We start from the raw sequence: 13,484 nt of genomic DNA, 5'->3' as shown, positions 1-13,484 counted from the left end.
CGAACCCGCCGGTTAGTTGCAGCGGGCAGCCCTAGCGGCGGCCACCCACCACCTGTTCAGCGAGCGCCGCCACATCCAGCAGCGCACACATCTGATCGATCACCGTACCGGCCAGCCACGGCCGGGTAGCGCGCTGGTTCCGCCATTTGACCTCGGCGGGATCCAGACGTACCGAATGGCTGACGCCGTGCACGGCCAGGCCCCAATCCAGGCCTTGCAGCGATATCACGAATTTCAGCCCCTCGCGATAGTCGTCACGGTAACGCTCGGGCATCACCCAGCGCGCCGCGTCGAGCACACGCAGATTACCTGCCTGGCAGGGTAGCAGGCCCAGGAACCAGTCTGGCTGACCGAACAGCGGCGTCAACTCTTCGTCGGCCAGCGGATAGATGGAACCCAGGCACACCAGGGGTGCGGCCAGGGTCAGGCCGGCGACGTCGAACAGCAGGCATTCGAAGGGCTCTTCACCCCACTCCGGGCGACCGTCCAGATGCACGGCGCTGGGCGGTACGCCAGCCGCTGCCACGGGCTGCGTAGCCGGGGTGCCCACAGCGATGCCTTCCACCGCCGGACGGGCCGGCTCGGCGACCGGTGCCAGTTCGGGGACGCGCCAGTCCAGTTCGATATCGGTTTCGGGCGCGAGCAGCGGCTGGGGTGCAGGCAGCAGGACCTCGGGCAGGACGCGCTCGGCCAGGGCGACCGCGGGACGCCGGGCGGCCAGCGGCACGACCCGCGGCTGCCGTGCGGCATCCCGCTCGAGTTCTTCGCGTACCGCGGCGGCGAATTCGTCTTCGCTCACGCTGGCGATCGGCGCGGCCGGCACCACCACCGGCGCCACGACAGGCGTGGCTTCGGCAGTCGGCAGTTCCAGGAACGCGTCCAGCAGCAGGGCATCGAGATAGCCCTGGAGGACACGCTGAGGACGATTGTCGAGGGACGTCGGTTGGCTCATGGCGATCTACGTGAGTGAGTTGTCCAGCCTATCGGCCGGCGGAGTGGAAAACTTGAATCAGGCGACCTGGCTGCTGGGCGCACCGTCGAGCAGATGCCGCAGCAACGCCCGGTAGGCGATGACGCCGCGGCTGTTCAGCTCGTAGCGCGACGGCACCTGGCCGGAGCGACTGGCATCGCGCAGCCGGGTATCGATGGGGATGAAGGCCTGCCACAGCTGGGCCGGATAGGTGTTGCGCAGGACCTTGAGCGTGCCGATGGAGGCCTGGGTGCGGCGGTCGAACAGGGTCGGCACTATGGTGTAGGGCAGCGCCTGCTTGCGCGAACGGTTGATCATGGTCAGGGTGTTGACCATGCGTTCGAGCCCCTTGAGCGCGAGGAATTCGGTCTGGGTGGGAATCACCAGATGCTGGCTGGCTGCCAGGGCATTGACCATGAGTACGCCGAGCAGCGGCGGACTGTCGATCAACACGTGATCGAAGTCGTTCCACAGCTGCGCCAGGCTCTTGGAGATCACCAGCCCCAGGCCGCTCTGGCCAGGCGACTGCCGCTCCAGGGTGGCCAGGGCCGTGCTGGATGGCAGCATGGACAGCTGCGGATGGCTGGTGGGCAGCAGCAGACGCTGCGGCAGGCCTTCCGGAACCTGACCCCCGTGCTGGAACAGGTCGAACACGCTGTGTTCGAGGCTGTCCGGATCCTGACCGAAATAGCTGGTCAGGGAACCGTGGGGATCGAGATCCACCAGCAGGACGCGCTTGCCCTCATCGCCGAGCAACCCGGCGAGGGCAACGGTGGTGGTGGTCTTGCCCACCCCACCCTTCTGATTGGCGACAGCCCAGACTCTCATGTGCAGACTTCCTCCCGACGACACGACCAGCCGGGTCAAGGTGCCGGCGTTGGGGCCGGCGACGAAGATTTGACAGGCGCCACTCCGGGCGCCGGTTCTCCAGGCGATGCTGCAGATTGTGTGCCAGTCGACGGATTTTGCAAGGTGCTCTGCGGCCGGAACAGATCGAGATTGCGCGAGATCAGCAGCACCACCCGCCGATTGCGGGCGCGGTTGACGTCACTGGTGTTGTCGACCACCGGCTGATAGGCGCCATAGCCCACCACGGCCAGGCGCTGCGGCGCGATACCATTGCCGATCAGCAGGCGCACGATACTGGCGGCCCGGGCTGCCGACAGCTCCCAGTTGGTGGGATACAACGCCGTGCTGATCGGCCGGTCGTCCGTGTAACCCTGGACCTGAATCGGATTCTTGAAGGGTGCCAGAATCTTGGCCACCTTCTCCATGAGGCCGAAGGCGGGATTGCTCGGCAGGGAATCGCCGCTGGCAAACAGCAGGTTGGTGCTGAGCTCGATTTCCAGCCACATCTCACTGGCCTTGATGTTCAGCTGATCACCCGCGATGAGATCGCCGAAGGTGGCCCGCACACTGTCGGCGATCTGCTGCAGCGGATCGCTGGGGGTGCCCTTGGCCGGCTGGGCGGCGCTGGCATCCATCACCGTCGGCGTCACGCCGGCGGGACGCTGATCGCCGAGGGGGATGGGTTTGAGCGAACGCTCCGGCTGGCTGAAGATGCCGGACAGGCTGTCCGAGAGCACCTTGTACTTGCTCTCGTTCAGCGAGGAGATGGAATACATGACCACGAAGAAGGCGAACAGCAGGGTGATGAAGTCCGCGTAGGAGACCAACCAGCGTTCGTGGTTCTCGTGCTCTTCGGGACGGCGGCGGCGACGAGGCATGCGGCGCCCTCCTAGTCCAGAAAACCTTGCAGCTTCATTTCGATGGAGCGGGGATTTTCGCCCTCGCCGATGGACATTAGCCCTTCCAGCAGCATTTCCCGGTAGCGGGACTGTTGCTGCGCCAGCGCCTTGAGCTTGTTGCCGACGGGCAGCAACAGCAGGTTGGCGAAGCCGACGCCATAGATGGTGGCGACAAAGGCCACGGCGATGCCGCTGCCCAGTTGCGAGGGATCGGCGAGATTCTGCATGACGTGGATCAGGCCCATCACCGCGCCGATGATGCCCACCGTGGGCGCATAGCCGCCCATGGCCTCATAGACCTTGGCGGCGGCGATGTCGCGGTCTTCCTGGCCGTAGAGGTCCACCTCGAGGATGCTGCGCAGGGCTTCGGGCTCGGTGCCATCCACCAGCAACTGCAGGCCCTTGGCGGCATAGGGATCGGCTTCACGTGTGACCAGAGGCTCGAGCCCCAACAGCCCTTCCTTGCGCGCCACGTTGCTCCAGTTGACCACCTTGCGGATACCGCCGGTGAGGTCCAGCCGCGGCGGCATGAATACCCAGGCCAGCATGGTCAGGGCGCGCCGCAGCACCGGCAGGCGAGTCTGCAGCAGGACGGCACCCAGGGTACCGCCCACCACGATCAATGCCGCCGGGCCATTGGCCAGGGCGGTAAAGGAGCCGCCCTCCAGCAGGTTGCCGCCCATGATGGCGGTAAAGGCCAGCAGGATGCCGATGAGACTGAGCACGTCCACGCTCAATGCCCTTCTGGCCGGAGAACGCCTGCCGTCACGAACAGGCCTCGGTCAGGTGTCTGCCGATGTCGTCCAGGCCATAGATGGCGTCGGCCAGATTGGCCTTGGCGATGGCCATGGGCATGCCGTAGATGACGCAACTGGCTTCGTCCTGGGCCCACACCTGGCTGCCGACCTGCTTGAGCATCCGGGCGCCTTCGCGGCCGTCGGCGCCCATGCCGGTCAGGACCACCGCCAGCACCTTGTCGGCATAGGCCTTGGCCGCGGAGCCAAAGGTCACGTCGACGCAGGGCTTGTAGTTGAGGCGTTCGTCACCGGGCAGGATCTTCACCATGCCGCGGCCATCCACCATCATCTGCTTGCCACCCGGTGCCAGCAGGGCCAGGCCCGGACGCAACTGGTCACCGTCCTCGGCTTCCTTGACGCTGATGCGGCAGAGTTTGTCCAGGCGCTCGGCGAAGGCCTTGGTGAAGGCGGCAGGCATGTGCTGGATCAGCACCAGAGGCGCCGGGAAGTTGGCTGGCAGCTGGGTGAGCACCCGCTGCAGAGCCACTGGCCCGCCAGTGGAAGTGCCGATGGCTACCAGGCGATAGTGCTTGCGCTTGGGCGGCGGCGAAGCCGGGGCGGCGGGTGCATGACCCGCTGCAGCGCCGCTAGGCGCAGCCGGACGCGCTGCCGGGCGAGCCGTGGCCGGCGCCGCGGCGGCGCTTGCGGGCGCTGCCGGCGCGACGCTGGGCGCTACGGCGAAGCGCCGATTGGACCGGGCGATATGATGGATCTTCTCGCACAGCAGCTTCTGCACGCTGGCCGGATTGCGCGAGATGTCCTCGAAATTCTTGGGCAGGTAGTCGACCGCGCCGGCATCCAGGGCGTCCAGGGTGACCCGGGCGCCTTCATGGGTGAGCGAGGAGAACATCAGCACCGGGGTCGGGCACTTCTGCATGATGTGGCGGACCGCGGTGATGCCGTCCATCATCGGCATCTCGTAGTCCATGGTGATGACATCGGGTCGCAGCGCCAGGGCCTGGTCGACCCCTTCGCGCCCGTTGCTGGCCGTGCCCACCACCGAGATGTTGGGATCGGCCGCCAGGATCTCCTTGAGCCGACGCCGGAAGAAGCCGGAATCGTCCACCACCAGTACTTTTACCGGCATACGTTGAAACTCCTAACCTTGGGCGGCGCAGGCCACCCGATGGCGCCGGGCACGGGCCCGACGCCGCTCGTACCCGACCGACTCAGAGCCCGCGACGGGCGTAGCGCTTGAGCATGCTGGGCACATCGAGGATGAGCGCGATGCGGCCGTCGCCGGTGATGGTCGCCCCGGACATGCCGGGCGTTCCCTGCAGCATCTTGCCCAGGGGCTTGATGACCACCTCTTCCTGGCCCACCAGCTGATCGACCACGAAGCCGATGCGCTGGGTGCCCACCGAGAGGATCACCACATGCCCCTCCCCCTGCTCCACATGGGCCGCATTGGGCACCAGCCAGCGCTTGAGGTAGAACAGCGGCAGCGCCTTGTCGCGCACCACCACCACTTCCTGGCCATCCACCACGTTGGTGCGGGACAGGTCGAGGTGGAAGATCTCGTTGACGTTGACCAGCGGGAAGGCGAAGGCCTGGTTGCCCAGCATCACCATCAGTGTCGGCATGATCGCCAGGGTCAGGGGGACCTTGATGACGATCTTGGAGCCCTGGCCCTTGGTCGAGAAGACGTTCAGCGTGCCGTTGAGCTGGCTGATCTTGGTCTTGACCACGTCCATGCCCACACCGCGACCGGAGATGTCGGAGATCTCGGCCTTGGTGGAGAAACCCGGGGCGAAGATCAGGTTGAAGCACTCGGTCTCGGTCAGGCGATCGGCCGCGTCGCGGTCGAGCAGACCTTTTTCCACGGCCTTGTTGCGCAGCAGATCCGCGTCCATGCCCTTGCCGTCATCGGAGATCGACAGAAGGATATGGTCGCCTTCCTGCTCGGCGGAGAGCACTACGCGACCCGCACGGGACTTGCCGTTCTCTTCACGCTCGGCCGGTCCTTCGATGCCGTGGTCGACCGCGTTGCGCACCAGGTGCACCAGCGGATCGGCCAGGGCCTCGACCAGGTTCTTGTCCAGGTCGGTTTCTTCGCCGACCAGTTCCAGATTGATCTCTTTCTTCAGGCTGCGCGCCAGATCGCGGACCAGGCGCGGGAAGCGACCAAAGACCTTCTTGATCGGCTGCATCCGGGTCTTCATGACCGAGGTCTGCAGATCGGCGGTGACCACGTCGAGGTTGGACACGGCCTTGGCCATGGCTTCGTCGCCGCTGTTCAGGCCCAGGCGTACCAGACGGTTACGCACCAGCACCAGTTCGCCGACCATGTTCATGATCTCGTCCAGCCGCGCGGTGTCGACCCGCACGGTGGTCTCCGCCTCGCTGGTGGGACGCTCGGCAGGCGCGGCGGCTGCCGGCTTGGGCACCGCGGCCTCGGCCACCGGCGCCGGCTTCGGCGCCGGTGCGGGAGCCGCCGGCTGAGGTGCGGCCACCGGTGCCGGCGCAGCGGCCACCGGAGCGGCTACCGCTTCCGCGGCTGCCGCGGGACCACTGAACTTGCCCTTGCCATGCAACTCGTCGAGCAGGGATTCGAATTCGTCGTCGGTGATCTCGTCACCGCTCGCCGCGGTTGCCGGAGCCGCTGCGGCCGGGGCTGCAGCGACGGGTGCCGCGGCTTCGCTGGCGACGAACTTGCCCTTGCCGTGCAATTCGTCGAGCAGGGCCTCGAATTCATCGTCGGTGATGTCTTCGCCACCGGGCGCGGCAGCGGCAGGGGCCGCAGCGGCAACCGGCGCAGCGGCCGGCGCCTCCTGGAACTTGCCCTTGCCATGCAGCTGGTCGAGCAGGGCTTCGAATTCGTCATCGGTGATGTCGTCGCCACCGGCGGCTGCCGGCGTTTCCGCTGCCGCGCTCGGCTCGCTGCCCAGGGCATCGAGCAGATTCTGGAAATCGGCATCGCTCAATTCCGGCTCGGCCGCCGCAGCGGCGACCGGAGTCGGTTCCGCGACCACTGCCGGAGCGGCAGCCACGGGCGCAACCGGAGCCGGCGCCGGCGCACTGCCGGCGGGCTCGGCCAGGCGGGCCAGGGCCGCCAGCAATTCGGGCGAAGCCGGGGTCGGCTCTTCGCGTTCACGGACCTGACCGAACATCTCGTTGACGGAATCCAGTGCTTGCAGCACCACATCCATCAGCTCGGCATCCACGCGGCGTTCGCCCTTGCGCAGGATGTCGAAAACGTTTTCCGCGATATGGCAGCACTCGACCAGGGTATGGAGCTGCAGGAAACCGGCACCGCCCTTTACGGTATGGAAGCCACGGAAAATGGCGTTCAGCAGATCCATGTCATCCGGGCGGCTTTCCAGCTCGACCAATTGTTCGGACAACTGTTCGAGAATCTCGCCGGCCTCTACCAGGAAATCCTGGAGGATCTCTTCATCGGCGTCGAAGCTCATTCCTGCACTCCCCAAGAGGGTCTGGGTCAAAAGCCCAGACTGGATAGAAGATCGTCGACGTCGACCTGAGCGGCCACGACGTCTTCACGCTTATCGGCATGAATCTGCGGACCTTCACCCTTCATCGTCTTTTCTTTTCGATTCTGTTCGATCAGCGCGGTGTGATCGTGACTGAAGCCGGTATAGCGATCGACCTGGCTGGCCATCATCACCAGCTTGACGAGGTCTTTCTCGATCTGCCCGACGAGATTGACCACGCGCTTGATCACCTGACCGGTAAGGTCCTGGTAGTCCTGCGCCAGAAGGATGTCGTTGAGCTTGGCCGACAGTTGCTCGGCGCTGCTCTCGCTGTGACTGAGGAAGGCGTCGACGCGCTTGGCCAGCTCGCGGAATTCGTCCGCGCCCATTTCCCGGCGCATGAACTTCTTCCAGTCGGCATGCACGGCGCGGGCTTCGTCGCCGAAGTTGCCTACCAGCGGGGCGCTCTCCTCCACCAGATCCATGGTCCGGTTGGCGGCGTTCTCGGTCATCTTCACCACGTAGGAGAGACGATCGGTGGCATCGCTGATCTGGGAGACCTCTTCGCCGGCCATGCCGCGCGGATCGATCTCGAAGTTGACGATGGCGTTGTGCAACTCGCGGGTCAGCTTGCCGACTTCCTGGTAGAGACCCCGATCGCGCAACTGGTTGAGTTCATTGATGACGTGCACGGCCTGGGTGAAATCGCCGCTTTCCAGGCATTTCACCAGCTCTTGGGCGTGCTGTTTGAGATTCGACTCGAAGTCGCTGAAGCTGTTGGAGCCAAGCTGATCCATAACGTCCCCGCGGCTTTCTTCAGCCGTTCACCCGCTCGAAGATCTTGTCGATCTTTTCTTTCAGCACCTGGGCGGTGAAAGGCTTGACCACATAGCCGTTCACGCCGGCCTGAGCGGCTTCGATGATCTGCTCGCGCTTGGCTTCGGCGGTCACCATCAGCACTGGCAGGGTCTTCAGGCGCGCATCGGCGCGCACCTGGCGCAGCAGGTCGATGCCGGTCATGCCGGGCATGTTCCAGTCGGTGACGAGAAAATCGAAGTTGCCGCTCTGCAACATCGGCAGCGCGGTGTTGCCGTCGTCCGCTTCGGCGGTATTGGTGAATCCCAGATCGCGCAGCAAATTCTTGATGATGCGTCTCATCGTGGAAAAATCGTCCACGATGAGGATTTTCATGTTCTTGTCCAAGTCGACCTCCGTCCTAATCCGCACACACGCCGCAAGGCGCGTCTAAGCAATCGTAGTAGCCTGAGTACCAGCCGGTTAACGCGAACGCCATTCCGCCAGCCGCGCCCGCAGGCGTGCCGCGCATTGACTGTGAAGTTGGCAGACGCGTGACTCGCTCACGCCCAGCACCTCGCCGATTTCCTTGAGGTTGAGTTCCTCGTCGTAATACAGCGAGAGCACCAGACGTTCACGCTCCGGAAGATTGGCGATGGCGTCGGCCAGGGCCTTGCGGAAGCGCTCGTCCTCCAGACCGCGACCGGGTTCGAGTTCATGCGAACCGCTCTCCTCGAGCCCATGCTCACCACCCTCCATGAGGTCGTCGAAACTGAACAGGCGACTCCCCATGGTGTCGCCAAGGATGCCGTAGTACTCATCCAGACTCAATTTAAGTTCGGCCGCGACTTCGGAATCTTTAGCGTCGCGACCGGTGCGCGCTTCCACCGCGCGAATGGCGTCGGTGACCATGCGCGTGTTGCGATGCACCGAGCGTGGCGCCCAGTCGCCCTTGCGGACCTCGTCGAGCATGGCGCCGCGGATGCGGATGCCGGCGTAGGTCTCGAAGCTGGCGCCCTTGCCGGCGTCATATTTGCGCGAGGCCTCCAGCAGGCCGATCATGCCGGCCTGCATCAGGTCCTCGACCTGCACGCTGGCCGGCAGTCGCGCCAGGAGATGGTAGGCGATGCGTTTCACCAACGGCGCATAGCGGTTGATGAGTTGCTCCTGCTGGGTACGTTCCGAGGTTTTGCTGTACATGCGAAGCCCGCTGGATGCTGTCATGCGTGGGTACCGATGGCTGGTTGCACAAGGCGCTCGACAAAGAACTCGAGATGGCCGCGCGGATTGGCGGGCAACGGCCAGCCATCGACTTTCTGAGCTACCGCACGAAAGGCCAGCGAGGCCTTGGCACGCGGAAAGGCTTCGAACACGGGGCGCTGTTTCTGCACGGCTTTGCGCACCGCCTCGTCGAACGGAATGGCGCCCACATACTGGAGGGCGACATCCAGGAATCTGTCGGTCACCTTGGTCAGCTTAGCAAAGAGATTGCGACCTTCCTGGGGCGTCAGCGCCATGTTCGCCAGGACCCGGAAACGGGTGACGCCATGGTCGCGATTGAGCAGCTTGATCAGGGCGTAGGCATCGGTGATGGAGGTGGGCTCGTCGCACACCACCACCAGGACTTCCTGGGCGGCGCGAACGAAGCTGACCACCTGGTCGCCGATGCCGGCCGCGGTATCGACGATGAGCACGTCGAGGTTTTCGCTGATGTCGCTGAAGGCCTGGATCAGACCGGCGTGCTGGGCCGGCGTCAGATTGACCATCGCCTGGGTGCCCGAGGCCGCCGGGACGATGCGGATGCCGCCCGGGCCGTGCAGCAGCACGTCGCGCAGCTCGCACTCGCCGGAGATGACGTCGGCCAGGGTGCGCTTGGGCGACAGGCCGAGCAGAACGTCGATGTTGGCAAGGCCCAGGTCGGCGTCGAGCAGCATGACGCGCCGCCCGATATCGGCCAGGGCCAAGGCCAGGTTGACCGACACGTTGGTCTTGCCGACACCGCCTTTACCGCCCGTGACCGCTATGACTTGGACGGGATGCATGCTACCCATTGCCTGATACCTTTGATTGAAATCCGTCACACTTTAGACCAAGTGCATTTGGCGTGCCCAGGCATGCGATGCACCACTACCGTTCGTCTGCGCTAACCGGCGCGGCGGGCATTGCTCTGATACAGGCCGGCAAGCATGCCCGCCATGGTTTCTTCGCTCGGTTCCTCGGGGGCCTGCAGGCTCACCGCGCGGCTCACCAGCTGGTGGCTGCGGGCCGGATGCAGGTCGTCCGGGATGCGCGGGCCGTCGGCGATGTAGGCCACCGGCAGGCGCTGGCTGATGGCCAGACCCAGGGCTTCGCCGAGACTGGCGGCTTCGTCCAGCTTGGTCAGCACGCAGCCGCTCAGGCCGCAGCGCCGATAGCTGTGGTAGGCCGCCTTGAGCACCTGGCTCTGGCTGGTGACACCCAATACCAGATAGTTGCGAATTTTCAGCTGGCGGTTGGCCAGGGCTTCGAGCTGCACCTTGAGCGCCGGATCATTGGCGGGCATGCCCGCGGTGTCGATCAGCACCAGGCGCTTGCGTGCCAGGGGTGCCAGCGCCTGGGCCAGGGACTGGCCCGGGTCGACCAGGGTCACCGGCACGTCGAGGATACGGCCGAGGGTCTTGATCTGCTCCTGGGCACCGATGCGGAAGCTGTCCATGCTGACCAGCGCCAGACTCTGGGGACCGTACTTGAGCACGTAGCTGGCGGCGAGCTTGGCCAGGGTGGTGGTCTTGCCCATGCCGGCCGGACCGACGAAGGCGACGACACCGCCCTCCTCCAGAATCTTGGCGTCGGTGGTCTTGGCCAGCTGGGCGAAGTTGGCCAGCAGCATGCGCCAGGCATGGCGCGGGTCCTGGATCTTGGCGACGCTGTCGAGCAGGTGGCGGGCCAGATCGGCCGGCAGACCCATGCGCTGCAGACGACGCCAGAGGCCGGCCTGCTGCGGACGGGTGGACTGCACCTGGGTCCAGGCCATGGAGCCGAGCTGGACTTCCAGCAGTTCACGCAGACCGCTGAGTTCGCTGCGCATGGCTTCCAGGGCGCGACGGTCTTCCGGCGCGGCGCTGGCGGCAGGGGCGGCAGCGGCCGGCTGGGGCGCACGCGGCGGGGCGATCACCGGCTCGCGGCGGCTGTCGGCGGCGCTGATGGCGCCGAGCAGCTGCTTGTCCTTGGGTGCGGCCGAGGGCACGCCCGGCGCGCGGATGCTGAGGTCGGCATGGGCCTGGGCGATCTTCGCATGGGTCTTGCGCAACTCCGCCTGCAGCTCCGCGTTGGGCGCGGCCGGTGCCGGAGCCTGGTAGTCCAGCGCCGCGGTCAGCTCGACACCACCGGCGACCCGGCGGTTGCTGAGGATGGCGGCATCCGGGCCCAGCTCGTCGCGTACCAGCTTCATGGCTTGACGCATATCGGCGGCGAAGAAACGTTTGACTTGCATGATCTAGACCTCAGCCATTCTGGCCAACGGTAGCGACGATGGTGACCTGCTTGTTGTCCGGAATTTCCTGGTAGGCCAGTACACTCATGTTCGGCGCCGCCATCCGCGCGAAGCGGGACATCATCCCGCGGATCGCACCGGCTACCAGCAGCACCACTGGCTTACCCATCATTTCCTGACGCTGCGCTGCCTCGATGAGGGAACGCTGCAGTTTTTCAGCCATGCCAGGCTCGAGGAACATGCCGTCCTCGGCGCCTTGACCGGCCTTCTGCATACTACTTAGCAACATCTGTTCCAACCTTGGCTCAAGGGTGATAACAGGCAGCTCAGGCTCCATTCCAACGATGTTCTGGACGATTGCGCGGGACAAGGCGACCCGTACGGCACCGGCGATGGCGGCGGGATCTTGACTCCGCGGACCGACGTTGGCGATGGCTTCGGCGATGGTACGGATGTCGCGGACCGGGACCTGCTCCTGCAGCAGTTGCTGGAGGATCTTGAGCAGGGTCGACAGGGAAACGATGCCGGGCACCAGCTCCTCGGCCAGCTTGGGCGAACTCTTGGCCAGTACCTGCAGCAGTTGCTGGACCTCCTCGTGGCCGATCAGCTCGTGGGCGTGCTTGAAGAGCACCTGGTTGAGGTGGGTGGCGACCACGGTGCTGGCATCGACCACGGTGTAGCCGAGGGACTGGGCCTGGTCGCGCTGGGTGACGTCGATCCAGACCGCCTCCAGACCGAATGCCGGATCCTTGGCGGCGACGCCGTTGAGGGAGCCATAGACCTGACCGGGGTTGATGGCCAGTTCGCGGTCGGGATAGATCTCGGCTTCGGCCACGCTGACGCCCATAAGAGTCAGACGATAGGCGTTGGGCAGCAGGTCCAGGTTGTCGCGGATGTGTACCGACGGCATGAGGAAACCGAGGTCCTGGGACAACTTCTTGCGCACGCCCTTGATCCGCGCCAGCAACTGGCCACCCTGGTTGCGATCGACCATGGGGATCAGCCGGTACCCGACTTCCAGACCGACCATGTCCACCGGGGTGACGTCGTCCCAGCCCAGCTCCTTGGCCTCGGCCGGACGCTGCACGGGAGCCAGGTCCTGCTGCTTCTTGGCTTCGACCTCGGCGGTCTGCTTGGCCTGGCGCTGACGCTTGTAGATCAGCCAGGCACCGGCTGCGGCGGCGCCACCCAGGCCGAGGAACGGCAGGTGCGGCATGCCCGGCACCAGGCCCATGGCGATGATGATGAAAGCCGAGACCGCCAGCGCCTTGGGCGAGGCGAACATCTGACGATTGACCTGCTGACCCATGTCTTCGGCGGAGGACACCCGGGTGACCATGATGGCCGCGGCGACTGACAGCAGCAGCGAGGGAACCTGGGCGACCAGGCCGTCACCGATGGTCAGCAGGGCGTAGATGCGCGCCGCTTCGCCGAACGGCAGACCGTGCTGGGCCATACCAATGGCCATGCCGCCGATGAGGTTGATGAAGAGGATCAGCAGACCGGCGACGGCGTCACCGCGGACGAACTTGCTGGCACCGTCCATGGAACCGTAGAAGTCGGCTTCCTGGCCCACTTCGGTCCGGCGCTTCTTGGCTTCGGCCTGGTCGATGATGCCGGCGTTCAGGTCGGCGTCGATGGCCATCTGCTTGCCGGGCATGGCGTCCAGGGTGAAACGCGCCGACACCTCGGAGATGCGGCCGGCACCCTTGGTCACCACCACGAAGTTGATGATCATGAGGATGGCGAACACCACCGCACCGACCACGTAGTTGCCGCCGACCACCACCTCGCCGAAGGCCTGGATGACCTTGCCCGCGGCGTCGTGACCGTCCTGGCCGTGCAACAGCACCACGCGGCTCGAGGCCACGTTCAGCGCCAGGCGCAGCAGGGTCGACACCAGCAGGATGGTCGGGAAGACCGCGAAATCCAGCGGCCGCAGCGCATAGACGCTGACCAGCAGGACCACGATCGACAGGGCGATGTTGAAGGTGAACAGCACGTCCAGCAGGAACGGCGGCATCGGCAGGGTCATCATGGCGAGCATCGCCAGGACGGCCAGCGGCACGCCTAGGTTGCCGCGAGCCAGACCGCGCATGTTGCCCATCATCATGGATTTGTCGACTTTCACACCCATTCCTCGCTTGCCGGTGCCGTCGTCACGGAAAGTTGACGCAGCGCACTGTTCGCAGGGGCTTGAGCAAGCTCCGGGCCAACTGCTCAAGACCTTGAATCAGCGGGGTTTTCCCGGAGGTGATACAGGACTGGTTA

The 13,484-nt window shown here is 65.3% G+C and carries 12 protein-coding genes; all 12 read right to left on the bottom strand.

Features of this window, described 5'->3' with window-relative positions; genetic code table 11:
- Positions 1 to 31: 31 nt before the first annotated feature.
- The 12 genes from ACZ5R1_RS07820 to flhA all read right to left on the bottom strand — a co-directional run bounded on the left by ACZ5R1_RS07820 (position 32) and on the right by flhA (position 13,350).
- The gene (locus ACZ5R1_RS07820) at positions 32 to 952 is read right to left on the bottom strand and encodes a chemotaxis protein CheW (protein WP_027597963.1); all 921 of its coding nucleotides are present in this window, start codon (positions 950 to 952) and stop codon (positions 32 to 34) included.
- Positions 953 to 1,009: 57 nt separating this feature from the next.
- Positions 1,010 to 1,798, bottom strand: a complete 789-nt coding sequence (locus ACZ5R1_RS07815; protein ID WP_027597964.1) for a ParA family protein — start codon at positions 1,796 to 1,798, stop codon at positions 1,010 to 1,012.
- A 35-nt stretch (positions 1,799 to 1,833) separates the two neighbouring features.
- The gene (motD, locus tag ACZ5R1_RS07810) at positions 1,834 to 2,697 is read right to left on the bottom strand and encodes a flagellar motor protein MotD (protein ID WP_464712995.1); all 864 of its coding nucleotides are present in this window, start codon (positions 2,695 to 2,697) and stop codon (positions 1,834 to 1,836) included.
- An 11-nt stretch (positions 2,698 to 2,708) separates the two neighbouring features.
- Positions 2,709 to 3,449, bottom strand: a complete 741-nt coding sequence (locus tag ACZ5R1_RS07805) for a flagellar motor protein (protein WP_044340993.1) — start codon at positions 3,447 to 3,449, stop codon at positions 2,709 to 2,711.
- 34 nt (positions 3,450 to 3,483) lie between these two features.
- The gene (locus ACZ5R1_RS07800; RefSeq protein WP_027597966.1) at positions 3,484 to 4,602 is read right to left on the bottom strand and encodes a protein-glutamate methylesterase/protein-glutamine glutaminase; all 1,119 of its coding nucleotides are present in this window, start codon (positions 4,600 to 4,602) and stop codon (positions 3,484 to 3,486) included.
- An 82-nt stretch (positions 4,603 to 4,684) separates the two neighbouring features.
- Positions 4,685 to 6,928, bottom strand: coding sequence for a chemotaxis protein CheA (locus ACZ5R1_RS07795; protein WP_464712994.1), 2,244 nt, complete (start codon positions 6,926 to 6,928; stop codon positions 4,685 to 4,687).
- 26 nt (positions 6,929 to 6,954) lie between these two features.
- On the bottom strand, positions 6,955 to 7,743 hold the full coding sequence (locus ACZ5R1_RS07790) for a protein phosphatase CheZ (RefSeq protein ID WP_007160364.1): 789 nt from the start codon (positions 7,741 to 7,743) through the stop codon (positions 6,955 to 6,957).
- A 19-nt stretch (positions 7,744 to 7,762) separates the two neighbouring features.
- A complete protein-coding gene (locus ACZ5R1_RS07785; protein WP_169853335.1) occupies positions 7,763 to 8,137 on the bottom strand; it encodes a chemotaxis response regulator CheY in 375 nt (124 codons plus the stop codon).
- 87 nt (positions 8,138 to 8,224) lie between these two features.
- A complete protein-coding gene (gene fliA / locus ACZ5R1_RS07780; protein WP_027597968.1) occupies positions 8,225 to 8,965 on the bottom strand; it encodes an RNA polymerase sigma factor FliA in 741 nt (246 codons plus the stop codon).
- Positions 8,962 to 9,792, bottom strand: coding sequence for a flagellar synthesis regulator FleN (fleN, locus tag ACZ5R1_RS07775; protein ID WP_017642087.1), 831 nt, complete (start codon positions 9,790 to 9,792; stop codon positions 8,962 to 8,964). The genes fliA and fleN overlap by 4 nt, the downstream gene beginning before the upstream one ends.
- A 92-nt stretch (positions 9,793 to 9,884) precedes the next feature.
- Positions 9,885 to 11,213: a flagellar biosynthesis protein FlhF gene (flhF, locus tag ACZ5R1_RS07770; protein ID WP_027597969.1), complete on the bottom strand. Its 1,329-nt coding sequence runs from the start codon at positions 11,211 to 11,213 to the stop codon at positions 9,885 to 9,887.
- Positions 11,214 to 11,223: 10 nt separating this feature from the next.
- Positions 11,224 to 13,350, bottom strand: coding sequence for a flagellar biosynthesis protein FlhA (flhA, locus tag ACZ5R1_RS07765; RefSeq protein ID WP_027601690.1), 2,127 nt, complete (start codon positions 13,348 to 13,350; stop codon positions 11,224 to 11,226).
- Positions 13,351 to 13,484: the final 134 nt, after the last annotated feature.

It is taken from the genome of Pseudomonas sp. Pso3 (assembly GCF_055393275.1).
This window is presented reverse-complemented; position numbering and strand designations above follow the sequence as displayed.